21 protein-coding genes and 1 other RNA gene are annotated in these 25,143 nt (G+C 65.7%); 12 read left to right on the plus strand and 10 right to left on the minus strand.

What is annotated here, in order from left to right:
* Position 1 precedes the first annotated feature (1 nt).
* The 5 genes from LZC95_31640 to LZC95_31660 form a co-directional block, all read right to left on the minus strand.
* The gene (locus LZC95_31640; protein ID WXA90994.1) at positions 2-1,189 is read right to left on the minus strand and encodes an aminotransferase class V-fold PLP-dependent enzyme; all 1,188 of its coding nucleotides are present in this window, start codon (positions 1,187-1,189) and stop codon (positions 2-4) included.
* Positions 1,186-2,073 carry a tryptophan 2,3-dioxygenase family protein gene (locus tag LZC95_31645; protein ID WXA90995.1) on the minus strand — a complete coding sequence of 296 codons (888 nt, stop codon included), beginning with the start codon at positions 2,071-2,073 and terminating at the stop codon, positions 1,186-1,188. The genes LZC95_31640 and LZC95_31645 overlap by 4 nt, the downstream gene beginning before the upstream one ends.
* Positions 2,074-2,172: 99 nt before the next feature.
* The gene (locus LZC95_31650; GenBank protein ID WXA90996.1) at positions 2,173-2,628 is read right to left on the minus strand and encodes a response regulator; all 456 of its coding nucleotides are present in this window, start codon (positions 2,626-2,628) and stop codon (positions 2,173-2,175) included.
* Complete coding sequence (locus LZC95_31655) at positions 2,621-5,479, minus strand: response regulator (protein ID WXA90997.1); 2,859 nt, start codon at positions 5,477-5,479, stop codon at positions 2,621-2,623. Before LZC95_31655 ends, LZC95_31650 begins: the two co-directional genes overlap by 8 nt.
* The gene (locus LZC95_31660) at positions 5,476-6,645 is read right to left on the minus strand and encodes an FIST C-terminal domain-containing protein (GenBank protein ID WXA90998.1); all 1,170 of its coding nucleotides are present in this window, start codon (positions 6,643-6,645) and stop codon (positions 5,476-5,478) included. Before LZC95_31660 ends, LZC95_31655 begins: the two co-directional genes overlap by 4 nt.
* 906 nt (positions 6,646-7,551) lie before the next feature.
* On the opposite strand from LZC95_31660, the gene LZC95_31665 reads away from it, so the two are divergent.
* The 4 genes from LZC95_31665 (at position 7,552) to LZC95_31680 (ending at position 12,020) form a co-directional block, all read left to right on the plus strand.
* The gene (locus LZC95_31665; GenBank protein ID WXA90999.1) at positions 7,552-9,117 is read left to right on the plus strand and encodes a hypothetical protein; all 1,566 of its coding nucleotides are present in this window, start codon (positions 7,552-7,554) and stop codon (positions 9,115-9,117) included.
* Positions 9,114-10,373 carry a hypothetical protein gene (locus tag LZC95_31670; GenBank protein ID WXA91000.1) on the plus strand — a complete coding sequence of 420 codons (1,260 nt, stop codon included), beginning with the start codon at positions 9,114-9,116 and terminating at the stop codon, positions 10,371-10,373. The genes LZC95_31665 and LZC95_31670 overlap by 4 nt, the downstream gene beginning before the upstream one ends.
* A 66-nt stretch (positions 10,374-10,439) precedes the next feature.
* On the plus strand, positions 10,440-10,763 hold the full coding sequence (erpA, locus tag LZC95_31675) for an iron-sulfur cluster insertion protein ErpA (GenBank protein WXA91001.1): 324 nt from the start codon (positions 10,440-10,442) through the stop codon (positions 10,761-10,763).
* A gap of 351 nt (positions 10,764-11,114) precedes the next feature.
* Positions 11,115-12,020 (plus strand): RNA polymerase factor sigma-32, encoded by a 906-nt coding sequence (locus LZC95_31680; GenBank protein WXA91002.1) that lies wholly within the window; start codon positions 11,115-11,117, stop codon positions 12,018-12,020.
* 26 nt (positions 12,021-12,046) lie between these two features.
* On the opposite strand, the gene LZC95_31685 is transcribed toward LZC95_31680, so the two are convergent.
* Positions 12,047-12,610 carry a peptide deformylase gene (locus LZC95_31685; protein WXA91003.1) on the minus strand — a complete coding sequence of 188 codons (564 nt, stop codon included), beginning with the start codon at positions 12,608-12,610 and terminating at the stop codon, positions 12,047-12,049.
* A 57-nt stretch (positions 12,611-12,667) separates the two neighbouring features.
* Positions 12,668-13,069: RNase P RNA component class A (gene rnpB / locus LZC95_31690), an RNA gene on the minus strand.
* A gap of 63 nt (positions 13,070-13,132) precedes the next feature.
* Here rnpB and LZC95_31695 point away from each other — a divergent pair.
* From LZC95_31695 to LZC95_31710, 4 genes are read left to right on the plus strand one after another with little or no spacing between them, the layout of a single operon-like run.
* Complete coding sequence (locus LZC95_31695) at positions 13,133-14,125, plus strand: hypothetical protein (GenBank protein ID WXA91004.1); 993 nt, start codon at positions 13,133-13,135, stop codon at positions 14,123-14,125.
* 31 nt (positions 14,126-14,156) lie between these two features.
* Positions 14,157-15,572: a serine/threonine protein kinase gene (locus LZC95_31700; GenBank protein WXA91005.1), complete on the plus strand. Its 1,416-nt coding sequence runs from the start codon at positions 14,157-14,159 to the stop codon at positions 15,570-15,572.
* A gap of 39 nt (positions 15,573-15,611) precedes the next feature.
* On the plus strand, positions 15,612-16,652 hold the full coding sequence (locus LZC95_31705; protein ID WXA91006.1) for a PEGA domain-containing protein: 1,041 nt from the start codon (positions 15,612-15,614) through the stop codon (positions 16,650-16,652).
* Between the two features lie 14 nt (positions 16,653-16,666).
* Entirely contained in the window at positions 16,667-17,566 is a 900-nt protein-coding gene (locus LZC95_31710) for a hypothetical protein (GenBank protein ID WXA91007.1), read from the plus strand.
* On the opposite strand, the gene LZC95_31715 is transcribed toward LZC95_31710, so the two are convergent.
* Together LZC95_31715 and LZC95_31720 are read right to left on the minus strand one after the other, a co-directional pair.
* The gene (locus tag LZC95_31715; GenBank protein ID WXA91008.1) at positions 17,538-18,902 is read right to left on the minus strand and encodes a glycosyltransferase family 39 protein; all 1,365 of its coding nucleotides are present in this window, start codon (positions 18,900-18,902) and stop codon (positions 17,538-17,540) included. The two genes, LZC95_31710 and LZC95_31715, sit on opposite strands and share 29 nt — an antisense overlap.
* Entirely contained in the window at positions 18,899-19,519 is a 621-nt protein-coding gene (locus tag LZC95_31720; protein ID WXA91009.1) for a Maf family protein, read from the minus strand. The genes LZC95_31715 and LZC95_31720 overlap by 4 nt, the downstream gene beginning before the upstream one ends.
* 36 nt (positions 19,520-19,555) lie before the next feature.
* Here LZC95_31720 and LZC95_31725 point away from each other — a divergent pair, with 36 nt between their 5' ends.
* The 3 genes from LZC95_31725 to LZC95_31735 are packed head-to-tail and all read left to right on the plus strand — an operon-like array spanning position 19,556 to position 22,992.
* Positions 19,556-20,644, plus strand: coding sequence for a hypothetical protein (locus LZC95_31725; GenBank protein WXA91010.1), 1,089 nt, complete (start codon positions 19,556-19,558; stop codon positions 20,642-20,644).
* Positions 20,645-20,661: 17 nt separating this feature from the next.
* Positions 20,662-21,426, plus strand: coding sequence for a hypothetical protein (locus tag LZC95_31730; GenBank protein ID WXA91011.1), 765 nt, complete (start codon positions 20,662-20,664; stop codon positions 21,424-21,426).
* 42 nt (positions 21,427-21,468) lie between these two features.
* On the plus strand, positions 21,469-22,992 hold the full coding sequence (locus tag LZC95_31735; protein WXA91012.1) for a transglutaminase-like domain-containing protein: 1,524 nt from the start codon (positions 21,469-21,471) through the stop codon (positions 22,990-22,992).
* Here LZC95_31735 and LZC95_31740 read toward each other — a convergent pair.
* Positions 22,974-23,909, minus strand: a complete 936-nt coding sequence (locus LZC95_31740; GenBank protein WXA91013.1) for a folate-binding protein YgfZ — start codon at positions 23,907-23,909, stop codon at positions 22,974-22,976. The two genes, LZC95_31735 and LZC95_31740, sit on opposite strands and share 19 nt — an antisense overlap.
* Positions 23,910-23,999: 90 nt before the next feature.
* Between LZC95_31740 and LZC95_31745 the strand changes: the two genes are divergently transcribed.
* Complete coding sequence (locus LZC95_31745; GenBank protein ID WXA91014.1) at positions 24,000-24,947, plus strand: sphingosine kinase; 948 nt, start codon at positions 24,000-24,002, stop codon at positions 24,945-24,947.
* Positions 24,948-25,143 lie beyond the last annotated feature (196 nt).

Below are 25,143 nucleotides of genomic sequence, written 5' to 3' on the forward strand. Positions count from 1 at the left end.
TTTACCTTATCGCGCTTTCGACGAGCGCCTTCATGAATGTATCGATTTCGCTTTCCGTGTTGAACGCATGAGGACCAATGCGCACCCCACAGCGGTAGCTGCAGACCATTTGCCGTTGGCCTTCCGCTCGACCCGCGAGATCGCGCACCACCTGCTCGTCGTTCTCGAAGTGCAACGAGACGATGCCTGCCCTTCGCTGGGGGGCGCGCGGTGTCGTGACGGTGAGCCCCGCCTCGTCCGCGTGGTCGATGATGCGCTGCGTGTGCGCCAGCGAGAGCTCGCGCACCCGCGCAATGCCGAACGAGCGCATCAGTTCGAAGCCGACGCGCGCCATCATCAGCGGCAGCACCAAGGGCGTGCCCCCGGCGAAGCGACGCGTGCCCTCGGCGAGCTCCGTCTGCGGGCGAAACGTCAGCGGGTTGCGCGAGGCCATCCAGCCGGGCGTGAGCGGCACGAGGCGGGCGGCCAGCTCGGGACGCATGTACATGAATGCCGCGTGGTACGGACCGCAAAGCCACTTGCTCGCACCACCGAAGAGCACATCGGCCCCCAGCTCCGTGACGTCGAGCGGCACGACGCCAAGTGCGGCATAGGCGTCGAGCGCCACCAACGCTCCGACCTTTCGCGCCTGTTCCACAATGGGTCCAAGCGCGAGCAGCGCCCCCGTGTTGGACGTGGCGAGCGACAGAAAGACCAGGCGCGTGCGCTCGTCGATGGTGCGAACGATGGCTTCTTCGTCGATCGAATAGCCATCACGCGATGGCACTACGATGGTTTCCGCACCAAGCCGGTGCAAACCTCGAAAGAGAAGTTCGGCGGTGGGAAATTCCAAATCACTGGTGACAATTCGATTTCGCCCCGAATCGTATTCGAGCGCCGCCGCAAATCGACCGAGCAATGTGGCAACGTTGACGTCACAAAGCACGGATCCCGCCGGCGCGCCGAGAAATGCCGCGATATCATCGGCATAACGGTGAATTTCGCTCCACCACGTTTCCCAAGTATCGTCGCGCCAGTCGTCCAGGGTGTCCCAATATTTGGAAAGGACTTCCTGCACCCCGCGAGGGGCGAGGCCAGTGGAATTGCTATTGAGGTAGATGCACCGCTCCAAAATAGGGAATTGTGCGCGAAGCTTGCGCACATCGAGCGGCATGTCGAGATGCGAGCCGCTGTCCGGCCCGGACTTCATTTGCGATTTCCGAGACCCGCGCGGATACCCGATGCCGACTCGCTTTCGTCGCAGGCGACCAGCGGCCGTGAGGAAAGGCTCGGATGGCTGGGCGAGGTGTCGCGGGAGCGCAACGTTGCGGGGCTCGTACCGCCTTCCCGAGTCCACCCGCGCGACATCTCCACGCGGACGTCCCACAAGGCGGGGAAGAGCGGCTTCGTGGTGCGCGGCCCGAGGGCGACGGTCGGAAATCCGTCGAGCGCTTTCACCGACCGATCGATGCCCAACGTGCGCCGCACCAGCATGAAGTGGGCGGTCAGCCACATTTGAAAGCCGGAATCCAAATCGACGAAGCGTTCACAAATGTGGTGCAAATCGCGATACCGGGCGCGCTCCTCGTACACGTCCCGTATGGATACACCGCGCCGCTTCAACAGATCGCTCAATGCGTCATTGGCCGCCTCGGCTGCCAAGAGCAGCTCGAAGTAGCCCGGCGATTGAAGGCCACTTCCGTTGCCTAGATAACGACGAACGACGAGAAATGCCTCGGGTGAGAGGGTGGAAATCACCGCCAACTCACTTTCCAGGGTCTTCATCACCAGGATCTGGCGCTTCAACGTCTCGGCGGCGGCCCACAAATCGTCGCCGTCGATGGCCTCGACCAAGCCAATCGTCTCGAACGCGGCCAGCTTGAGCCAGAGTTCCTGACTTTGATGGGCGATTTGGAACAACATTTCGTCGGGGATGACGAGGTCCTGCGGCGACGATTGGAGCGATCGCAGCTCCGAGGTGCGCAGGTACACTTCGTAATCGAGCAAACCCGCGCCCACGGGCTTGCCCATGTACTTGTTCTCGATTGGGGCCTGGAGCGCGAGGTGGAGGTTTTTGGCACGCACGCTTCGCATTGCATCTCTGGAGGAAATACCTTCCATCTCATCCCCCTTCCCCCGCCCGCCGCGCCACTTTTCCCGGGTGGACACGTGCGGGCAACGGGAGCGACTGTACTATCGTATACGCCGGGACGGCGGCCCCTCGTTCAAGCCCGAAAATGAGCCTGTGGACGAGGGAGAAAGCATGGCCCGTAGGCGATGCGCAATCTCATTCATAGGGAGGCTTTTGGAAAGCCACCCGTGCGCGCTCGTTTCTGCAGCGCGTAAGCGAAGCTCGGACTCGTCGCTCGCGGAGAGCAAGAAATACTTCGTGTTCGGCCCAGCCGTACGACGGATCAACTCGATGAGCCGGTCCCCCCGCAGGCTCGGAATGTTCAAGTCGAGTAGAACGATATCCGGTTGGAACGCGCGAACCATGTTGGTGACCCCAATGGGCCCTTCGTGCGTGGCGACTTCGAATCCCTCCAAGGTAAGTCCCCGAAACAAAAGGTCCAGTTGCAAAGGATCGTCATCGACCGCCAGAATGCGCGGCCGCCGCCTCACTTCGGGAAGTCCGCTCGGCCTATCCATTCCCGGCTTGCCCCCGAAGGTGTTTTCGAATCGCGGCAATCAAAGTTTCGCGCTCCACTGGTTTGGTCAGGTAGTCCACACACCCTGCGCTGTCCGCACGTTCACGATCCTCCGTGCCCGCGCGCGCTGTAAGGGCAATGACGGGAAGGTGCCGAAGCCTGGGATCCGACTTGATACGTCGGGTTGCCTCCCACCCATCGATGCGGGGCAATGACAGATCCATGAGCACGAGATCGGGCGCATCGCGCTGCGCCCGTTCCAGTCCATGCTCACCATCCTCTGCTTCGAACACATTGAACTCCGGCTCGAGGTAACGGCGCACGATATCCCGGTTTTGCGGCGAGTCCTCCACGTAAAGAATGCGTGGTAGGCGCTCTTTCTGTTGCACACGTTGTTCGACAACGAGCCTCCTGGCCTCCGCTACCAAGTCGGCCATGGCGAGACCTCCCTTGCGTACAATCCGCGCGAAGGCCTCCGAAAGTTCCTGCTCCTCGACCTTGCTCAAGTCTTTGCCGGTCAGGACCACGACCGGAACGATGGTTCCTTCGCTGCGCATGCGGCGCAGCACCTCGAAGCCGTCCACCTTGGGCATGACCAGGTCCAAGATGAGCAACGATGGAGGGCTCACCTTCATGCGGACCAGCGCCTCCGAGCCATCGCGGGCATCCGCGGTGGGGAAGCCGTGACCCTGCAGGACGCGGGTGACCAACTCGCGGGTCGCCGCGTCGTCGTCGACGATGAGGACATCCCCGCCGCCGGGGGCCATCACGCGACGCACGGTTTCGACCAGTTGGTCCGTCTCGACGGGCTTCACCAAGTACTCGCACGCGCCCATGGAGAAGCCGCGCGCGCGTTGTTCCTCGACGGAGACGATGACCACGGGGATGCTCGAGAGCGAGGGATCGCTCTTGAGCTCCGTGAGCACGTCCCACCCGTGAAGCTTGGGTAGGTGCAGGTCGAGCAAGATGACGTTCGGCCTTCGGGCCCGCGCCTGATGCAACGCCTGCACGCCGTCGCCGACGATGATGGCCTGAAAGCCCGCGGTCTCGAGCTCCCCGCGCACCAAGGTTTGCACCAGCGGATCGTCGTCGACCACGAGGACCGTGCAGCCATCGACGGACACGGGTCCGCGCGGCTCCGCCTTGTTCTCCGGCACCGAGGTGCGGCCCGCGTCGATGGCGCCGGGAAGAATGACGGTGAACTTCGACCCGCGTCCGACCGCGCTGGTGACGGAGGCGGTGCCCCCGAGCACGCGCGCCAGCTCGCGCACGATGGCGAGCCCGAGCCCCGTGCCGCCGGCCCGCCGGGTGCTCGACCCGTCGACCTGGCGGAACTTCTCGAAGATGTTGCGCAGTTCCTCGGCAGGGATGCCCACGCCGGTGTCCTCCACCTCGACGACCAAGTCGTCGCCGGCGGCGCTTGCCGAGACGTGGATTTCACCGGTGTCCGTGAACTTTGCCGCGTTGGTGAGGAGGTTCAGAACGATCTGCCGCAGCTTGAGCGAGTCGGTGAAGGCCTGCGCGGCACCGTCCGCGACATGCGTGACCAGCTCGACGTCTTTGCTGCGTATCAGCTCTTTGATGGTCGCCGCGGAGTCCTCGATGAGTTCCGTGACGTCGACCCGCTCGCGCACGATCTCGATGCGGCCCGCTTCGATCTTCGACAGATCGAGAATGTCGTTGATGAGCGAGAGCAACGTCTTCGCGTTGGTCTTGATGACGTTGAGATCGCGGCGGCCGTGGGGCGTGAGGCGCGAGCCCTCACCGCGCATGAGCAGATCGCAGTAGCCGAGGATGCCGTTGAGAGGCGTGCGGATCTCGTGCGAGAAGTTCGCCAAAAATTCGCTCTTGAGGCGGGCGGCCGCTTCGATCTCGCGGGCGCGCTCCTCCTCGATGCGCTTGGCCTTCACCAGGTCGGCGGAGAGGCGCTCGAGGTCTTCGTTCTGCTGGCGGATGATCTCCATCTGCAGAACGCGCCGTTGGTAGCCGGCCAACGTGCGCGCGGAGAGCTCACGCGTGCGGCGGAGGGCCTCCTCGGTGCGTTTGCGCTCGGTGATGTCTTCGGTGACGCCCACGAGGTACGCGGAGTTTCCCTCGTCGTCGAGAATGGCCAGCTTGCGCGTCAGGTAGGTGCGGTTCACGCCGTCGGTGCGGGCCACCTCTTCGAAGACCTTCATCACCTGGGTGCGGAGCACCTCGCGATCCATGGCGTTGAAGCCTTCGACTTGATCGGGCGGGAAGATCTCGTGATCGAGCTTGCCCGTGAGCCACTCTTTTGTGGTGTGGAACGCGTCGGCGAAGGTCTGGTTCGCCATGATCTGGCGGAGGTCCCGCGCCTCTTTGACGAAGACGAGAAACGGCAACGCATCGATGATGGCTTCCTGAAGGGCCGCGCGGGCGGCCAGCGCACCCTGCCGGCGCACCCGCTCGACCTCGCGCGTGAGCACAGCGCCCAGGCGACCGATGCGCGAGGCGTCGATCACGTCGGCGGCGCCGCGTGCGAGTGCGCTTCGTTCCAGCGTGTCGTCACTCGCCTGCTGCTGCGTCACGAAGACCACCGGCAGGTCGTAGCCGAGCGTCTTACTCGCCTCGCGCAGCTTGTCGAGGAAGCCGGCGACCGCCTCGCGCGAATGCCCGAAGAACTCCGTGCCAGCGAGAACGAGATCCCAAGTTGCCGAGAGCCGCTCTTCGAGGCGCTCGAGGCTGTCGACCGAAGTGGTCTCCGCGGCGAACCCCGCGCGCTCCAACTCCGCAAGCGCGAGGGTCGTTTCGCTTTCGCTGAGCGCGACCAGAATGCGCGGCACACTGCCGGGAGGCGACGTTCGAGGGAGAGAAACGACGGCGGGCTTCAAGAGGGGGTTCCCGATCCAAATGCGAGTACGGTGAGCGTCGTGTTGATGTGGAATCCACAATAGATTTCGAAATGGCAATTGAAGCCCACCGCGGGCGGGGCCGTGGTGAACGTTTGCGCGAGCTCGGCGCGCTTTCCGACGGCGTCGGCGAACCATTGCCGTCCGCTGCACTGAAATAGAATCAGCGCATTCGGATTTCCGACACGATGTGGCAATTCCTCACGGAAGAAATGATTCGTCGCACGCACGATATCCCCCAATTGCATGATTTCGAGCTCGGTCCCTTCTTCGATCAAGTTGGCATAGAGGATCGAACCGTCCTCGAGCGGCCTCCACGGTGCGCGCACGAAGTACTCTCGCCCGACGCGCAGTGCGGTGGGTTGCGTGGCAAAGCCGTGCGGCTTGCCGAACTCGAGATCCTCCGGCGTGACGCCGAGCAGCTCGGCGTAGCGTTTGGCCGCGGGGCGGCCATCGATCTCCAACGCGCGGGTGCACGTCTCGTCGACGCGTGTGATGCGCAAGGTGCGCCCCGTGGGCACGTACCAGTGCGAGCGCATGGCCGCCCAGCGCACGTCGGTCTTGAAGAGCGCGCAGACGACGGCGTCGGTCACCACCTCGCCATCGACGTGGAGCTCGGAGCTCTGCTTGTTCGGATCGAGCTCGGTGTCGGAAGCGCCTCCGCCCACGAGCACCAGCGCCGGATTCGGCTCGAGCATGCCCAGGAGAAACTCCTCTTTTTTGTAACGAAACGCGTCGTCGATCACCATGCCGACGTGCTTCGAGCCCAGGTTGTTGGGCAAGATCCCAAGCTCGTCGCACGCTTGGCTGATGGCGATGTTGCCGGAGACGATCGCGTCTTGCGAGAGATCGCGTCCGACGCCGAGGCCCACGTCGAAGTCACCCGAGAGGGCGCCGAGGACGATGGATCGTTCGTGGATGCCGTCGTTGTCGAGCTCCGCACCACTGGTGGTGCCGACGATGCGCGTGCCCTTGGGCAACCTCTCACGCAACGCGCGGTTGAGCGCCAGCTGATCGTGCGATCGCGAGGCGAACACAGTGACGAGCTTGGGCTTGACGGACGACGGTAACTGCTCGAGAAGCCGCTCCGCGGCTTGTTGGGGATCGGTCACGAGCGTGCGTGCCCGATGGAGCTCAACGGATGACATGGGGCGTGCCGTTTTTGCGGTAGCTGTAGCTTGGTGTTTTTTTTCGTGAAGGCCGCGAGCGGAACCTGGCGATGGCCGCGCGCCAGTTTACTGTGTTGGGAATGGGCGACAACAACGCTGCACCGAATCCCATTGTCTGCCCGATTTCGTCCAAACGGTGGGCCAATCGTTGGCCAACCGTGACCGTTTTCTAATTATTGGACTTCGCTGTTTCGCCGACATCGAGATGTACTTGATGTGGCGGGCGAAAAAGAGTTAGGAATATCAAGGGCATCCTCGCCTACGTCGCAGCTTCAGCGACTGTTACGTTTCGTAACGCACTGTTGCTTTTCGCCGTTTCGTCCACCTGCTGTCGTTTGCCGTCCTGTTACGCATGCGCGCTCCGAACGAAGACCCTTACCCCCTGGTGGGGATGCCTCACGACGTGGCTCAAGCGGGAGATGCCACTGAGCTCGAGGACATCGCCGCAAAACTGCTTTCCCTCCCTGGAAGCTTGGGCAGCAAGCTCGAAGCCATCGAGCGTGCGGCCATCGCCGAAACCATGAGAAGTTGTGGCCACAACAAAAGTGAGGCTGCACGCGTTCTCGGCATGGACCGCAAAGCGCTCGAGAGAAGATGGCACCGGTTTCAATCGGAGCCAGCATTTCCAGCGGCCCCGCGCACAGTACCGGAACCTGCGCCTCCCCCATCTCAACGATCGGGTTAGTATCTGGCGCCGCTATGGCGACTCGAACGTGTGGGCATTGCGGAGCAGGAATCCCTGAGAACGCTGGCTTCTGCGGAGTATGCGGGGCCGTATCCCCTGCAGGGGTAAGTCCTTCTGCTTCTTCTGCGCCCGCCGGTTCCTCGGCACCCGCGGCTGCGGGTTCGAGCGGCGGCCCTGCCCGCACCGCGCCTGCGCGCACGATGCTGGGTATCTCCGCCGAGGAAGTGCAGGCGCAGCAGCAAAAAACCGTGCCGATGGCGCAGGTTCCAGGCTCTCTGCCTCCGCAACCCGAGGGAGCTCGGACGATGATCGGCGTGGCGATGCCCGGGGTTGCGCCCATTCTGCCGCCTGCCCCCACGGCGGACCAAAGCGGGGGTCTGCCTCCGGCCGCGCGCGGGGAGCAACGCACCATGCTCGGCCTGGCCATGCCCGGCATCGCACCGACGCGGAGTGATCCGCCGAACGCGCTGCCGCGCGCGCCACTGGCTCCTGCGCCGCTGCCGGCCATCGTGCCGGCCCCTGCGCCCCTCGTGGACGAGCCCCTTCCACCGGCACCGGTCCTCGCGAAAAAGGGTGGGCTGCCGCTCGGGGTGGTCGCAGGTGTGGTGGGGCTCTTGGTCGCGGCCGCCGGTGTGGGCGTCTATTTCTTCTGGAAGGCGGGTGCACCCTTGGTGGTGAAACCGCGGCTCGGCCCCCAGGGGAACGAGCAGCTTCAATTGACGTGCCCCACATGCCCCGACGGGACGAAGGCCACCGCCGCGGGAAGCTCGGGCACGTTCAAGGACAAAGAGGCCGCACTGGAGCTCGCAGCGCCGCTGAAGCTCGGGGAAAATCCGCTGGAGATCCAGCTCGATCGGCCGAGCATGGGCCGCGACGAAACGGTGAAGGCCTCCATCTTGGTGCCGTACCGCGTGAAGGTCGATCTCGCGAACACCGCGACGAGCGATCCCATCGTGGTGCGGGTCGAGACGCTGCCTGGGACGACGGTGAAGGTCGACGGGCGCGATGTGGCGCTCGATGGCGAAGGCAAAGGGACGCAGCCGATTGACGTGCGTGCGGAGACCGAGGGCGCGTCCGACGAGGGAAAGGTCATCGACCGAACCATCCCCTACGAGGTGACGCCCAAGGGCAGCGACACCGAGCGCGGGAACCTCAATGTGCGGGTCGGCGTCGTACCCCTCCACATCGACGCACCGACGGCGCACATGGTGACGGACGCCGATCGCTTCGTGGTGGCGGGGCGCACCGCAAAGGGTGCGAGCGTCGCGGTGAATGGGAAGTCCATCGAGGCGGGCACGGGCATCTTCTTCGGGACCTTCGAGCTTCCGGCGGACAAGGAAACGCCGGTGGAGATCCGCGCGTCGGGCCCGAACGTGGCACCGCGCACTGCACGCTTCGCCGTGCGGCGTGTGGCGAGCCTGGAGACCGAGGCCAAGGCCTTCGAGGCGGCGAACCCGCTCGGGTACGACACGGTCGCAGCCAACATCGAGGGCAACGTCGGCAAAGGACTGGCGGTCGACGGTGAGGTTCGCCAATCGCGCACGGTGAACCACCAGACGGTGGCCATCGTCGACAGCCATCGCGGCTGCGCAAAGAAGCCGTGCCTCGTGCGCGTGGTCTACGGCGGCGATCTCGAGCTCAAACCGCGGCAGGAGCTGCGCGCGTACGGCAAGATCACCCGCGCCTTTTCGGCGGGCGAGGCCGGCGCGGGCAAGCCGGTCCCCGAGGTGGAGGCCGACTTCGTGATCCGCGGGAAGACCAAATGAGACGCGCGAAGCTGGCCGGGCTGGCGTGCGCCATCGGCTTCGGCGCAGTGCTGGCCACGGCGGCCTTCGCGCAGCGTGTGGAACCGGGGCGACCGCGCACGGTCATCGTCGGTGCATCGCAGGCGTATTCGCCGACGGATCGCGTGGATGCGCGCCGCAGTGGCTTCTCGCGAACGACCCTGCCGACGGGCGGGCTACGTGCAGCCTTTCGTCACTCCTTCGGGCAGAGCATCGAGCATGCGCCGCTGGTGCTCGACGATGGAAGCATCGTGGTGGTGGTGAACCACAACGAGCTCGTGATGCTGGAACATGGCTCGCCAAAATTCGTCGCGTCGCTGGGCGGCAGTGCGCTGGGGCCTCCGACGGCGCTGGCCGATGGCACCATCGTGGCGGTGAATTCCGCCGGCGAGGCGGTGGGCGTGCGGCAAGGTGCGGTGCGCTTTCGCACGCGGCTCGGCGGCGATCGATCGCTCGCAGGACATGTTTCGCCGGTGTCGTTGGACGATGGCGGGTCGGTGGTGGCGACGGCGAACGAGCTCACGGCGCTCGATGCCGAAGGCGGCGTGCGTGCGCGGGCCGCGGTTCCGGAGATCCTCGCGACGCCGCTCTTGGCCGCGCTCGGCAAGATCATCGCGGTGGCGGCGTCGGGCACGGTTTACGGCTGGATGCCAGGAAAAGAGGTGCAGAAGATCGGGAGCTTCGGCGGGGGCATCGATGGGGGCGCGGTCCTCGCCGGTCCCAGCACTTTGGCCGCCGTGGTCGACGGAACGCGGCTCGCGGCCATGGACCTCGTACACGGTTCGGTGATGACGCGCTCGTCGGTGCAGGGTGCAATCTTCCTGGGGCCGCCTGCCGTGCGGGGCGACGCGGCCTACCTTCTCTCGATGGCGCCGGGGCGCACCATGCTCGTCGGCGTCGATGGCGCGGGCCAGGAGCTCTCACGGCAACAGGTCTCGACCTTCACGCCGATGGCCTTGGCGGACGGGGGGACGCTCGCATTGGTGGCCCCGCCGCATGCGGGCGTGCTCGTCGATGCCGCCGGAACGGTGGCCTTTGCCACGCCGGAGGGCTTTATTGGCGTATCCTCGTCGAACGGCGGTGTTCGCATGTTGGGCGAGACCCCATGGGCCACCCGCATCACGGCCGCAGGAAAACCGCACGGTGGAAACGTCGTCGGCATGGCGCCAACCCGCGAAGGTTTCGTGGTCGTTTCCGAGGCGGGCAACCTCGTCGAGGTCGTCGGCACCGCGCCATAGTGCCCCACGCGCCCCGCCCACCCCCCTGGCATAATTCCGACGTCGTCCGTATAATCGGCGAAGACCATGATCACCATCACTGAGAAAGCCGCTTCCAAGGTCAAAGAGATCGCCGCCGCCGAAAGCCTCGAAGGCCAAGGTTTGCGCTTGCGGGTCGTTGGCGGTGGCTGCGCCGGGTTCAGCTACGACCTGTACTTCGAAGACGCGATCGGTGAGATGGACGAGCAGTACGAGTCCAATGGTGTCAAACTTTACGTCGATCCGCTGAGCCACCAGTACCTGGAGGAGACCGAGATCGATTACGTCGAAGGGGTCCACGGCTCGGGTTTCAAATTCAACAACCCGAACGTCAAGGGCACCTGCGGCTGCGGTTCTAGTTTTTCTGCTTGAAGGGCTCCGCCCCTCAAAGTCCCGAGAGCTGCTTTGAGGGGGCTTCGTAGCCTAGTTTTGGGGGGCTCCGCCGCCCCAAGCCCCCGAGAAGGGCGTCACACCCTCCTCGGCTGAAGCGCGCACGGCTGCCACGGGGCGGCAGGACTGCCACGTTCATCTTGGAACACGACCTCCGTTTGCGCGGCGCGTCGAGTTGCTGAGGTGCGCGTTTTTTGCGGAACCCACGTCAAGTCCTTGACGACGAGAGCGTGGCGGGGCCGCTCGCACTGATCCTGCATCGTGCGGCCATGTGGACCGAGCCGCCATCGCCCCTTCACACGGCCTGGGTCGTGAAGATCGGAGCTTCGCAACATGAAGAGCTCCCTCGACCCCAACCCCAGCATCTCGAACTACATCGCGCGCGTGCAACGAGCACCGACGTTGTCGCGTGAAGACGAGGTGGCCCTCGCTTTGCGCGTGCGAGACCACGGTGATCCGAAGGCCGTGCGCGCGTTGGTCGAAGCCAACTTGCGACATGTCGTTGCCATTGCGCTGACGTATCGGCGCTACGGACTGCGGCTTGCCGATTTGATTTCCGAAGGAAACGTCGGCCTCATGACCGCACTTCGGAAATTCGATCCCGACCGCGGAACGCGTTTCGTAACGTACGCTGCACATTGGATTCGCGCGTACATCCTCGACTACGTGATTCGCGCCTGGAGCATCGTGGGCGTTGGCGCCGGTCCGTTGCGCTCGAAGGTGTTCTTCCGACTACGGCGTGAGAAGGCGAAGATCTCCGCGCTGACCTCGGACTCGGACGAGGTGACCGAACAGCTCGCGTCACGCTTCGGCACGACCAAGGAGAAAATCTCGCAGCTCGCGCAACGGGTCGAGGCGCGCGATCTTTCGCTCGACACGAAAGCGCATGACGACACGACCTCGTCGATCGTCGATGCGCTTCCCTCCCCGCTTCCCTCGCAAGAGGAACACTTTCTGCGCTACGAGCGGACGCACGAGATCGAGAGCCGCGTGCGCGAAGCCCTCGACGAGCTCGATCCGCGCGAACGTTACATCGTGACCGTGCGGGTGATGGCCGATGATCCGGACGAACTGAGCCTCGCCGAGATTGGGCGGCGCCTCGGGGTCTCACGCGAACGCGCTCGCCAGATCGAATCGCGTGCCAAGATGAAGCTGCGCCGGCGTCTCGGTGAAGAGCTCGAGATCAAAGACGCGCCGGTCAGCGAAACCGAGCCCGGGACCACGACCAAAGCCGCCTGAACGCGCGGCGCTCTCGCCAGCTGCCCTCAGCTGCCGATCACGTAGTCGACCTGGCCGCGGAAGTGATCGGGCATGGCTTCGAAGGCTTCGCGCATCACGATGGCATCGCGGTCGATGGCGTGGTCGACGGCGAGGATGCCGTCGAGGTGGTCCATCTCGTGCTGAAGCAGCTCCGACGTCGAGCGATCGAGCTGCGTCCACGTTCGAGCTTCACCGCGCTCGTCATGGAACGAGAGCGAAATGGAGTCGTGCCGCCGCAGCCGCACGAGGATGGAGGGAAAACTCATGCAGTCGTCCCACATCGTGAAGGTCTGCTCGCTGCGCCACGTGATGACCGGGTTGATCAGGAGGCCGTGAAACGAGGTCCTTCCCGTGAGGTGCACCGCGATGAAGCGCTGCGCGACGCCAATCTGCGGGGCGGAGATGGCGCGCCCGAAGCCGTGCGCCTCGCGAAAGGCGTGCAACGTGGCGGTGAGGCGGCGGCCATCGGCCACGAAGGCGGGATCGGCGATGTCCGCGACCGGCTCCGAGATGCGGCGTAGCCCGGGCTCGCCCATTTGCAGCACGCGGGCGGGTGCGTCGATGCTCATCACGGGGACGATAGCGCAAAGCACGACGCCCGCGTTCCCGAAGGAGCCGCGGGCGCGTGGTCGACGTCGTCCGTAAGCCGAGTTCTGTTCCGCGGGGAAGTCGCCCTTCCCGCAGCAGCAATCATTCCTCTAGGGCGGCCGTTACCGGACGCCTCGAGCAGCCAACCCGCAGGCTCGGGCGAGTAGCCCTCGAACGCCTGCCTACGCGGCCTTGCTCCCAATGGGGTTTGCCATGCCATCGACGTTACCGCCGATGCGGTGGGCTCTTACCCCACCGTTTCACCCTTACCCTGCGCCGAGCGAGCTAGGCTTGCCGGGGCGGGGCGGTTTGTTTTCTGTGGCACTCTCCTGGGCGTTTCCGCCACCGGGCGTTACCCGGCATCGCACTCTTTGGAGCTCGGACTTTCCTCCCGTTCGTCAGTCGTGAAACCGGAACCGGCGATTGCCTGTTCGGCGTCGACCCGCGCAAGGTGGCACTTTGCGCGCCGCTTCGCAACGAAAGCGTGATTTAAGTCGCGCGCGATGCGCAAGCTTGGTGCCCGGCTCTCGTTTCTTTCGTTGTTTGGCTTGTTTGCCTGCGGGGCGGGCCCGCTCGAACTGCACGTCCCCACGCTCGCCCCGAACACGGCCCGCGAGGCGGTCACGCCCATCGATTTCGAGCCCATCGGCGCCTCGCCCAACCTCGACGTCATCTTGGTGCCCGGCGGGGCGGAGCCTCCGGGGCCTGCCGCCGTGCTGGCCAGCGGCATCCGCAGCGAGCTCCAGGCACGCGCCTTCCACGGCGGGGAGCCCGGAGGCTACGTGGTCAAGTCACGGCTGGATCGCTTCGCACTGCGGCGCGCTTCGGACAAGGGCTTCGGCTACGCGGTTCTGTACGTCGATTTGAGCTGCGAGATCAAACGCAAGGCCGACGCCGCCCAGGTCTGGCGCGGCGAGCTGCGCGGTCGCAGCGCTGCCCTCGGGTCCCGTCAGTTTTTCTCGGACGCGCAGGTGATGCATCAGATCCTCGCCGATCGCCTGATGAGCGACGTGACCCGCGAGCTCGCGAGCGATCTCGCGGTGCGCGTTCTCGAGCTTTCGGGCAAGCCTTCGGCGCGGGTGTTCGCGGACCAAGACGCCGAGCAGCAGCTCGCCGGTGTCGATGATGGGCCGGCGGGCGTGGCGGCGCTCACGCAAGATCCCGAGGCGGCGGCGAAGTTCGTCGACGTGGCACACGACTCGGTGAACGATCGAAACGCGCGTGCGGCAGCGTGGAACGCCATCGCGATGGCCAGCGCACCGGATCGGCCGTGGATCGGTGGCATCGATACCGGGATCGACAAGGATACGTTCATCCGGTTTTTCCAGTACAAAGCGCTCGCGCGCCACGCGACGGTGCCCACCTTGCGTGAGTTGAAGACCGCGCGCGGGAAAGAGGAGAACGACCTACTCAAGGAGTTCCTCTCCGACCTCGAGTCGACCAATGGTTTGGGCCTCACCGGATTTTCGCGACGTCGCGGGAATCTGGGCCTTTGAGCTCGCTCGCTCGTCGCGTACCCTCGGCGGGGTGAGTGAGACTCTGCAGGAAGGGGAACTCTTCCTCGACAAATACCGGATCGAGCGCCTCATCGGAAAAGGGGGGATGGGCGCCGTCTACGCCGCGGTGGATACGGACTTGGCCCGCAGGGTCGCCATCAAGGTGCTCCTTGCGAAGATTGCCAACATGCCGCAGGCGGTCACCCGATTCATCAACGAAGGGCGCGCGGCCGCGCGCATCGAGGGCGAGCACGTAGCCCGCGTTTTTGCGGCGGGCCACACCCCCAACGGACTCGCGTACATGGTGCTCGAGTACCTCGATGGGATGGATCTCGCCGGCGTGCTGCGCGAACGACCCCGCTTGCCCATTGGTGAAGCCGTCGACATCGTGCTGGAGACGTTGGAAGCGGTCGCGGAAGCGCACCGCCACGGCATCGTGCACCGCGATCTCAAGCCGGGGAATTTGTTCCTGGCCCGCAAGAGCAACGGGCAGACCATCGTGAAGGTGCTGGACTTCGGGATATCGAAGGCGACCAATCCGCTGGCCGAAGCCGGAGACCACGCGCTCACGTCGACGAAGGCGACCCTTGGCTCGCCGCTGTACATGTCGCCCGAGCAGCTTCGCAGCGCGAAGAACGTCGACCGACGATCGGACATCTGGTCCATCGGGGTCATTCTGTACGAGATGCTGACGGGCACCCTCCCCTTCCGCGGCGAGGCGCTGGGGGAGCTGTTCGCGGCCATTTTGGAGCAGAATCCGGCGCCGATTGCACACTACCGGCCCGACGTGCCGCAGGAGCTGCAGCAGGTGATCTACGCGTGCCTGCAGCGCGATCCGCAGCATCGTTTCCCCGAGGCGTCGCACCTCGCACAAGCGCTCGCGCCCTTTGCGTGGCGCGCACGTGGGTCGGTCGAGCGGGTGCAGAGTTTCTCCGATGCGACGATCAGCCAACCGAATCTGCCTGCGCCCGCACCGGGGATGTACCCGACGAATCCGCAAGCGTGGACCGGTTCGAACGCGGCCGCGTCGACCACGGGCGGATCCACCGGGCCGTCCATCACGTCGCCCGCAGGGCTTCCGCCGAAGCGCTCGATGCTCGCGTTGGTCATCGGCATCCCGGTGGTGTTCGTCGTCGCGGGAAGCATCCTGGCGATTTTCTTTCTCACGCGCACCAAGACGCCGCCCGCGAGCCCGCCCGTCGTCGTCGCAAGTGGGACGGCTACGGCGACCGCCGTCGCGAACACGGCGGCCGCCGCGATTCCTGCGCCACCCGCGACCGAAGAAGCGGTTGCCGAAAAGGTCAAGGAGCCCGAGGCCGTGGACGCGGGCGAGAAAACGTCGCATTCCTCGAAGCGTCACCGCCCCCGCGGCGCGGCCTCGGCATCGAGCGCGCCCGCAGCAGCGGACGATGGGACATTCGATCCGACGAAGGCGACGCGGAAATAGAGAAAGAGAAATACGTATTCCATGAAGGGACACTCGACGATGAATCCGGTGCGATCCATCACCGTGGCCGCGCTCTTGCTCGCAAGCGTCGCAGCCGCGACACCCGTCCGAGCGCAAAGTTCGAGTGCGCCGGCCGAGGCTCTCTACCGCGAGGGACAGCGCCTGATGGCCGCTGGAGATGTGCATAATGCATGCATCAAATTCGCCGAGAGCCAGCGATTGGAGCCGGCGACCGGCACGCTGATCAACTTGGCCGGGTGCCACGAGAAGGAAGGAAAGACGGCCAGCGCGTGGGCCGAATACGTCGAGGCCACGGCGACCGCCGCGCGCTCGGGGCAGCGCGATCGCGAGAAGTACGCGAAGGAGCGCGCCGAAGCACTGGAGAAGAAGCTGCGAACCTTGGTGGTCGCGGCCGCGACGGCGCCGCAGGGCACCGAGGTGAAGCTCGATGGGCTGCCCTTCGGTAGCGGCGCCATTGGAACGCCGCTGCCCGTCGACCCCGGCGAGCACGAGGTGACGGTATCGGCACCGCGAAAGAAGACGTGGACCCAGCGCGTGAACCTGGAGCCCGGGCCCGGAACGACCCGGCTCGACGTGCCGCCCTTCGAGGACATGCCCGCGGAGAAGCCCGCGGTCGCGGCCGCGCCGCAGTCGCAGGAAACCGCGACGTCGAACGACGTGGACCTCGAGGCGGTGCGTACGGCGCGCCAAAAGAGGACCATCGGCCTCGTGGTGGGTGGAGCCGGCGTGTTGGCGCTGGGTGCGGGCGTCTTCTTCGGGCTGCGCGCGAAGGCCTTCGATGACAAATCGGGCCGCGAGCACGATAGCGCCGTTCGCTATGGTGCACAGGGCGACATCGCCAACACCGACGTGCAGAACAAGGCTGCAACGGACGACTACAACAGCGCCAAAACGAGCCAGACCATCGCCATCGTGTCAGGTGCAGCGGGTGCGGTGGCGCTCGGAGTTGGAATTTATCTTTTTGCGACGTCCAAGGAGCCGCGCCCCTCGTCGGCGGCGCGCGTGACGCCGCTGCTGTCCCCCAACACGGCCGGCGCGAGCGCCAGCTTTTCGTTTTAGGAGCCTTCGCCATCATGAAGCGACGTTTTTCGTGGACCCTGATTTTCGCGCTCCTCCCGGTCGGAGGGGTCGCGCTCGGCGCGTGCGTGGGGGACGAGCCAGCACCGGTCACACCGGTCTACGTGGAGCGAGACTCCGGACTGGGCGACAAAGATGCAACGCCGGGAGATGCGCAGACGGATCAGAACACGCCGTGGAATCCGAGCAAGGTGGGCGGATTGTTCCTTTGGCTCGACGGAGCCGATGCCAATGCCGTGAAGCGGACCGCGGACAACCGCGTCACCGAATGGACGGACAAGTCACCCAAAGCGAAACACTTCAAACAAACGGCGCCGGAACGAGCTCCGTACTTCACGACCAGCGCGATCAGCGACAAGACGGGCATTGTCTTTACCGCGAGCTCGGCGCAGTATCTTCTCGGCCCATCGTTCTCGGAGCTGCGTGGGGCCCACGCGTTCGCGATCTACAAGACACTGAGCGCAACGCAGACGAACAACGGGTTCTGGAAGTTCTCGAACGGCGACTACGTCTACATGCCGTTTAACGACAATTTCATGTACGACGGCTTCGGCGCCACTGGCCGGCAGTTGACGGGGGTCCCGCAGCCGAATGCTGCGGCGCCGCACCTGTATGAGGTCGTCTCCACCGTCAATCATTGGGCGGGCTTGTTCGACGGCGATCCCAAGACAGGTAAAACGGCGGCGCCAAACACCGTGGACTTCTTCGCCGACGGCTCGCTGCTCGGCGCGTCGGCCAACACGGACGGCAAGCTCACCCCGGGCGTCTACTTCACGGGCATCTTTGCCGAGGTGATCGTCTACGACCACGAGCTGCTGGACTCGGACCTCGCCCAGGTTCGCGACTATCTGTCCGCGAAATGGCAGATCAACATCGCGAAACCCGACGGAGGTTGAGCGCGGCCAGGGCGGTGACGAAGGGGACGACCACGAGACCGTAACGGCCCGCGCCGAAGAAGACGGCGTGGGTCGCGGCGGTGGCGGCGATGACCGCGGCGGTCCATCCGAAGAGGACCGCGCCGGCTGGTTCGGCGAGGGCGGCTTCGGCGGCAAGAAGGGCCAAAACGAGGTACGCGAGCCATCCGACGGGCGACAAGGCCAGGGCGACGCCGAGTAGACCGGTGAGGCGGCGAAGATTGCGGCGTGGGCCGGGGCGAAAGGCCAAGGCGGCGAGCGCAAAGACGAGAAGGAGCCGTGAGACCACCGTTTCGACGGTGCCGAGGGCGAGCTTGGCGCGCTCGGAGAAAGCGCTCGCGTTCGCGGTGCGGAGGTACCACGGGGCCGCGCCGAAGTAGTCCAAGGTAACGGCGAGCTTGCGCGGCATCTTGGCGAACCACGCGGCGGGGGCCTCGCGGATGCGGCGGCGTGCGACGCGTTCGAGGCAGACGTCTTTTTCGGCCTCGTCCCAAACGGTGCTGCACTCCTCGGGAAAGCGGGCCTCCTCCCAAGCGCCGCTCCGCGTCTCCTCCCCGATGAACATGTTCCATCCGGCGTTGACGCTCACCAAGGCACATCGATGCATATGCATGCAATTACGCAACGTCCACGGCGCGCAGCAGAGAAGCGTGACGCCGAGCACGGCACCTGCGGCGGCGGCGCGTGCGCGCCACGAGAAGGACCGTGCGAGCGCGAGCACGCCCAATGCGGGTGCGAGGACCAGCGACTGCGGGCGTACCAAGGTGGCGATGCCCATGGTGATGCCTGCGGCAAGGAGCCATGGAACGACACGGCGTGGCGCGCTTACCCCGCGCGCACGCGATGCAAACGCCGCAGCCACCGTGAGCAGCGCCGTCGTCGTGCCCTCGGTCATCAACGCGGCGGTGTACGGTACCAACGCAGGGTGAAGCCCCACGCCAAGGGCCGCCAGAAACGGCGCACGCGGGTGCACGCCGCGCGAAACGATGGGCTCCACGAGAACATGGGTCGCCCACGCCATCGCGGCGCCGAGCAACGCGTTCTGCACCATGGCCACCACCGGGTGCACGCCGAAGAGCGCATACCCAAGCGCCATCAAGGCCGGATACCCCACGGGGTAATGCGCGGCATACGTCACGGCGCCGTCGGGCCATAGCCACGTATAGCCGTGGCCCTCGGCCAGGCGCACGGCGAGCTTGTGGTAATACGTGCCATCGGCGCTCGGCGGAAAGATGCGCCAGGCCCAGGCCACCACCGCAAGGCGCACGCCCAGCGCCACTGCGGATGCGGCCAGCGCCGCATGCCAGGGGCGCTTCATGGCTGCGCGTGGCGGCGCAACGCTACGACGAGCTCGCACGCGGGCAGGCCGACGACGTTGGAGTACGAGCCCTCGATGCGCGAAACCAACGAAGCGCCAAAGCCTTGAACCGCGTACGCGCCCGCCTTGTCCAGGCCCTCGCCGCTGGCGGCGTAGTCGCGCACTTCCTCCTCGGAGAGGGCGCGGAACGTCACGCGCGTCGTCACCGTCTCGGCGTGAAAGGGCACGATGCCCGCGTCTTCGCCGGTGAAGGCGAGAAGAAAGCGCGTTTTCACCTCGTGCGTGTCGCCGGCGAGGCTGCGCACCATGTCCTCGGCGTCTTCCACGCTGGCCGGCTTGCCCAGGATTTCTCCACGGTGGATGACGCTGGTATCGGCCACGAGCACGATGGCGCGTTGGCGCTCGCCCTCGTCGAGCAAGGCGTGGATCGCCGCGAGCTTCGCCCGGACGATGCGATCCAGGTAAACTTCGGGCTCCTCGCCCTCGTTCACGCTTTCGTCCACCTGGGGGATGCGCACGATGAATGGAATCCGCAGGGCCTCCAGGATTTCTCGCCGGCGAGGCGAGCCACTGCCCAGGATGATGCGGGTCACGGGGTCATTCGGCGAGATCGACACTTCGGCCGCTCTACTACCATGATAACGTGCCCGCGCATGCGCCGATTGCGGCCCCCTTCCTTTCGCACCGTCCACGCGTTCCGTTCGGTCGTTCCTTCGCTTCTCGCATCGTTGGTCGTGTTGGTTCCGCACCCGGCTCTGGCCGCGCCGAGCAGTTGCGACAACCCGCAGACGAACACGTGCATCAATGCCGAGACGCTGTGGCCCAACCCGGGTCCGTCGCGTTTCGTGGGCGTCGCTGGAACCGAGACGGTGGCACCGGCGCACCTTGGTTTCGGGCTGCTCGCCTCGTACCTGTCGCGCCCCATCGTGCTGCACCTCCCGTCGCCCGCCCCCACGGGCACGGACGTGAATGCCATCGACAACCAGATCAACGCGAACTTCCTCTTCGCCTACGGCATTGCGAAGCAACTCGAGCTCGATCTTGCGCTGCCGCTCACGCTGATCCAGAGCGGTAGCGGAATCAGCGGCCTGACCGCGGGCGATCGGCTGCGCAACACGGCCATGCGCGATCTGCGTTTCGGCCTGGCCTACGCCATCCTGCCGCGGGTCGAGCCGGAGCAGCACTTCGCGCTGGCGGCGAGGTTCGTGGTGTCGGCACCCACGGGGGACAGCGACCAGTTCGCGCGCGACAAGAGCGCGGTGTTTGCGCCGTCGGTGGCGGCGGATTATCGCCGGGGCCGGTGGTTCGCGGGGCTTGAGCTCGGGGCCCGCATCCGTGAGACGTCGGAGTTCGTCGGCGGGCGCGTGGGCACGCAGGGCTATGCGGCCCTCGGTATTGGCTTCGACATTCTCCGGAACGACCTTCTGAGCGTCACCGGCGAGGCCCGTGTGATGCCTATTTTTCCCGAACAGCACGACCTCGTGCAGGACGGGTCCTTCCTTCGCAGCGAGCCGAATGGCAAGCACCTCGTGCCGGCGGAGTGGACCGCCGGCGTCCGCAGCGCGCCCTTCGAAAAGACCGACGTCGCCTTTCAGATCAGCGGCGGCGGCGCCATTCCATTCAACGATCCCCTGGCGATGACCACACCCCGTTTCCGATTCACCTTGGGCATCGTCTATGCGCCGCGCGCGCCCTCTGCCTCCATCACCAATGTCACCAAGCCAACTGTTGCCCACCCGTAGCCGCGTCACGTTGAAAGATGAAAACGACCTCGAGCGAAAAAGTCCGTCACCTCGTTCTCCAAGGCACCCGCGGCGAGACATTGCCCGACGCACTCGTCGCAGCATTCCGTGAGGAGGGCGTCGCGCGCATGTGGCTGCGCGGCGGCGGTGTCATTTCGGATGTCGTTCTTCGAACCTTGGGCGAAGCCCCCGGTTCGCCGGACGTGCTGCGCCGCATCGCCGGTCCCGTGCAGCTCCTGCTCCTCGAAGGCAGCCTGGGGATCTTGCCGGATGCGCCTCTTGCCCTGCGCGCAGTCCTTGGCCGCGAGACGGATCGCGGGCTGGATACCTTGGCAGGCGAGATCGTGACCGCGCGCATCGTCACCTTCGAAGCCGTGGCCACCGCCCTCGATGGCGCCGCGGCCGTGCATGGCGACGCAGGCGAGCCCTCCGCCCTACGAGAGGAAGTGAGCCCCGCACCTCCTCGCGCGGAACTGCCGTCGCCCGTGGCGCCCGCAACCACGTGGTCCGATGCCATTGCCGCGAGCAACAACGCCCCCGCGCCCCCGCGCCCGGTGCGGCGCCACACCGACGATTTGGACACGGTTTTTCCCGAGGCCGGGGACCTGGTCGACCATTTTGCCTTCGGCCGGTGCGAAGTGCTGAAGAGCGACGGCGATCGCCTTCACCTTCGCGTGGGCAAGGACGGCCGCATCCGCGAGATCGCACTGGAAATGCTGCGCGTGCAGCCGTTGCCCGACGAAGGCGACAAGCGCCGCTTCCGGCTCGATCGAAAGCTGTAGGCCTGCACGAAATTTCGAAGACTGCAGCGGCGAAGAACCGGCATGAAGCATTGGCTCCGTGCCGGCTCGGCCGCTCTCGTTGGTAGCTTTCTCGCCGCGTGCTCCGCCCACCGGGCACCTCCACAACCGCCCGCGGTCACCGCGGCAACGCGTGCGGAAACGCCGCCGCCTGCCCCCACGACCGGGGCGGATTCCGGCCTCGATCTCGAGTTGCTGCGGCGGCTCGATGCCATCTGGAAACGCGCGGGCGACGCGTACGACAACAAACGGTACGACGAAGGCCCCGCCGCGCTTCGGGAGATCTTCACCATGGATCTGCCACCGAAGCTCCGTGGCATGAAAAGCGCGGCGCAGTACCAAATTGCCTGCTTCGAGGCGCTCGCCGGAAAGAAGGCCGCGGCCCTCGATGCATTGCGCGCCGCCGCGGACATTGGCTACGACGATATCCAGTCGCTCGAGACCGATGACGACTTGACCAGCGTGCGAAGCGAGGCGCGTTTCTCGGCGATTCGCGAGGCCGTGCGCACCAATGCGCGGCGTCATCGCGTGTACGACGTGGTGAAGTTCGACAACGCGGACAATGACTTCGCGCGGTTGCACGAGTTCGAGAACATCGACGCGAAGGACTTCGTGGAGCTTCGCACGCGCTACAAGCTCGAGAGCGTCGTGGCGGGCGAGCGCACGCAGCTTGGAAAGCAACTCGCGCTGCTCGCGTGGGTGCACAACCGCTGGTCGCACTCCGGCCTCGTGGAGCCCACGCACGAGGACGCACTGACGATCCTCCGCGAGGTCGAGGCGGGAAAGCACTTCCGCTGCGTCGAGTACAGCGTCACCTTGGCGCAGGTGTTTCAAACCATGGGATACCCCGCTCGCACGCTCGGACTGACCCGCGACGGTGCCTCCTTCGGATTGGGTAAAGGCCACGCGGTGACCGAGGTGTGGAACGACGATCTTGGCAAGTGGTACGTGGCCGATGGCCAGAACAACGGCACATGGCGCCTTGGCGACGTTCCCTTGTCCGCCGCGGAAATTCGCGACGTGCGGCGCGGTTCCGCCCCGGAGAAGCTGCGCTTCGTGCTCGGGCGCTCGTCCTGGATGGAAGAGAAGCCCGAGCCCAAACAGCGTGCCGAGTGGGAAAAGTATTTCGAGCATCTGACCTACAACCTCGACAACGTGCAGCCGCCAGGAAACGACAAGCACCGCCGCCGGGTGGCGCTCCTGGGACCCCGTGAGCACCACGAGCTGCTCTTTCAGGGCTCCACGATCCCGGAGCGGGTGCAGGCGTCGACGGTCGCGAAGATTTATCCGGCGATGAACCGCGTGCACATCGACGTGGGGGCCTCCGCCGAGCGCCCGGGCGTTCTCACGTTGCACTTCGACGCGGGCGGACCTTGGTTGGCCGGCTACCGCATCGACGACAACGGACGCGCGGGCGAGACGAAAGACGCCACGTGGACATGGACGCTCCGCCCGGGAAAAAACCAGCTCCGCGTGAGCATGGTGAACACGCGGGGTGTCGTCGGACGCGCCTCCGCGCTGGAGGTCGACTATTTCCCGCCGGAGTAGATGCGCGCGTCGCGGCCTGCGACCTTCACCGCCGCATCGGGCGCCACGGCCGACGCTTTCAGCATGGCGAAGGCCACGTGCGCATCGTGCGTGGGGCTGGGCGCGCTGCTGGTGATCTCGCCCACCTTGGTGCCCGCCGCGTCGAATACCTCGGTGCCCTTCGCCGGGGGCTCTGCGGCACCGTCTTTCGCGAGAACGATGGATGCCAGCTTGCGTTTGACCCGGCCGCGCATCTCGAGCATGCACACCACCTCTTGCCCGAGGTAGCAGCCCTTGTCGAAGGAGACAGCGCGCCGCTCCAACGTGGCCTCTTGCGGGTACGTCGTGCCGTCGAAGTCCCGGTCGAAGCGCGGCACGGCCTGCTCGAGGCGCAGCGCTTCCCAGCCGGCATCGTCGCCCGCGAGGCCGCCCACCTGATCCAGCGCCGTGGAGAGCGCCTCGAATACCTTCGCCTCGCCTTCCGCGGGCGCGGCGATCACAGCCCCGCCGAGGCCCGTCGGATCGAGCTCCGCCGCCGACGCCCCCACCGCCCGAGCGGCAGCCACGAGATCGCGTGCGCGCGGACCGTGGGCGTGCCACACGGCGTACGGTGCGTGGGAAAATTCCGCGTCTTCCATCACGAGGTAGTGATCGAACGACTTCTCCAGCTCTTCGCGGATCGAGCCCGGCACGACCAGTAGAACGCGGTCCTCCTCGACGAGGACGGTGACGTCGCAGACGATGCGGCCTTTCTGCTGAACCGCGAGGCCGTAGATGGCCTGTCCCGGCGCGGCCGCAGCGAGGTTGCACGTAAGAAGACCGTTGAGCCAGGAAATGCGGTCGCTGCCGCGAACCACGATGACCTCGAGCTCGCTCGCGCGCACCAAAAGGACGCTGCGACGGGCGTGGTCGATTTGTGAGGAGAGGGGGCTAAGCATCGACGGCATCATAAGCACGGATATAGGCTCGAAGGTCGTCCGGCAGTCCCTGCTTGACCGATGAGCCCACAATCGTCATACCAAGCGGTCATGTCCGGAATCGGTGTCGTTCTCAACCCGCGCAGTCGGAAGAATTCGCGGGATCCCCGCGCCGCGAAAAGGCTTGCGCGCACGTTGGGCGACCACGGCATTTTGCGCGAGGCGCGGTCCATCGACGAGCTTCACCGCATCGCGGAAGACTTCCGCCGGCTGAAAATTGACGTTCTCGGCATCAGCGGCGGCGACGGAACGAACCACGTCACCATCACCGGTTTCATCAACGTGTACGGCGGAAGCGCGCTTCCCCAGCTCGCTTTCCTGCGCGGCGGCACGATGAACACGGTGGCGAACTCGGTGGGCATCCGCCGCGGCAAGCCGGAAGGGCTTTTGGGCCGCCTCATTCGCGACTACGCCGAGCGCGCCACCCGCCCGCTGGTCAACGTCGAGCGCCATGTCATGCGCATCGGCGAGCACTACGGATTCCTCTTCGGCACCGGCGTGGTGCACGGCTTCTTGGCCGAGTATTACCGCGATGGCGAACCCACCCCGCTGGTCGCCGCGAAGACGTTGGCGCGCGGCGTGGGGAGCACGTTGGTGCGCGGCGAGATGATCCGGCGCATGGCCCAGCCCTTCCGTGGCTCGGTGCTTTTTGCCGATGGCTCGCGATGGGAGAAGCGCGATTTTCTGGCCGTCGCCGCCGGCACCATCGACCAGATCGGCCTGGGCTTCCGGCCGTTCTACCGCTTCGACGAGCGTCCGCAGTCGTTCCACATGCTCGGCATCACGGCCTCGCCCATGGGCTTCGTGCGGGAGCTTCCCCGCATCTGGCGCGCGGAACCGATGCGCGCGGGCAAGACGCTGGAAGAGACGTCGCACCGCGCGATCATCGAAAGCGCCGACGGAACCATGCGCTACATGATCGACGGCGATCTGCATGAGATGCGCGGCGAGCTCGAAATGACGGTGGGTCCGCGCGTGAAGATCGTCGTCGGTTCGTGACGTAACGTTCGAATGATTGTGCCGGTTCGGCGCGTGTGTTGCAGCCGAGCAGCGGCAGCGAAACCATCCCGGCGGGGCCGGAGCCCTCGTCCGACTCTCGTGAGAGGATCGCCCTAACGCTCTTGCGTAACTTATCTCTCGAAGCCGCACACCGCACCGGTCTCGCCGGTTTCGTCCCGCTGCCGCCGTCCTCGCA

This window comes from Sorangiineae bacterium MSr12523 (genome assembly GCA_037157775.1).
Lineage (GTDB): Bacteria > Myxococcota_A > Polyangia > Polyangiales > Polyangiaceae > Pendulispora > Pendulispora brunnea.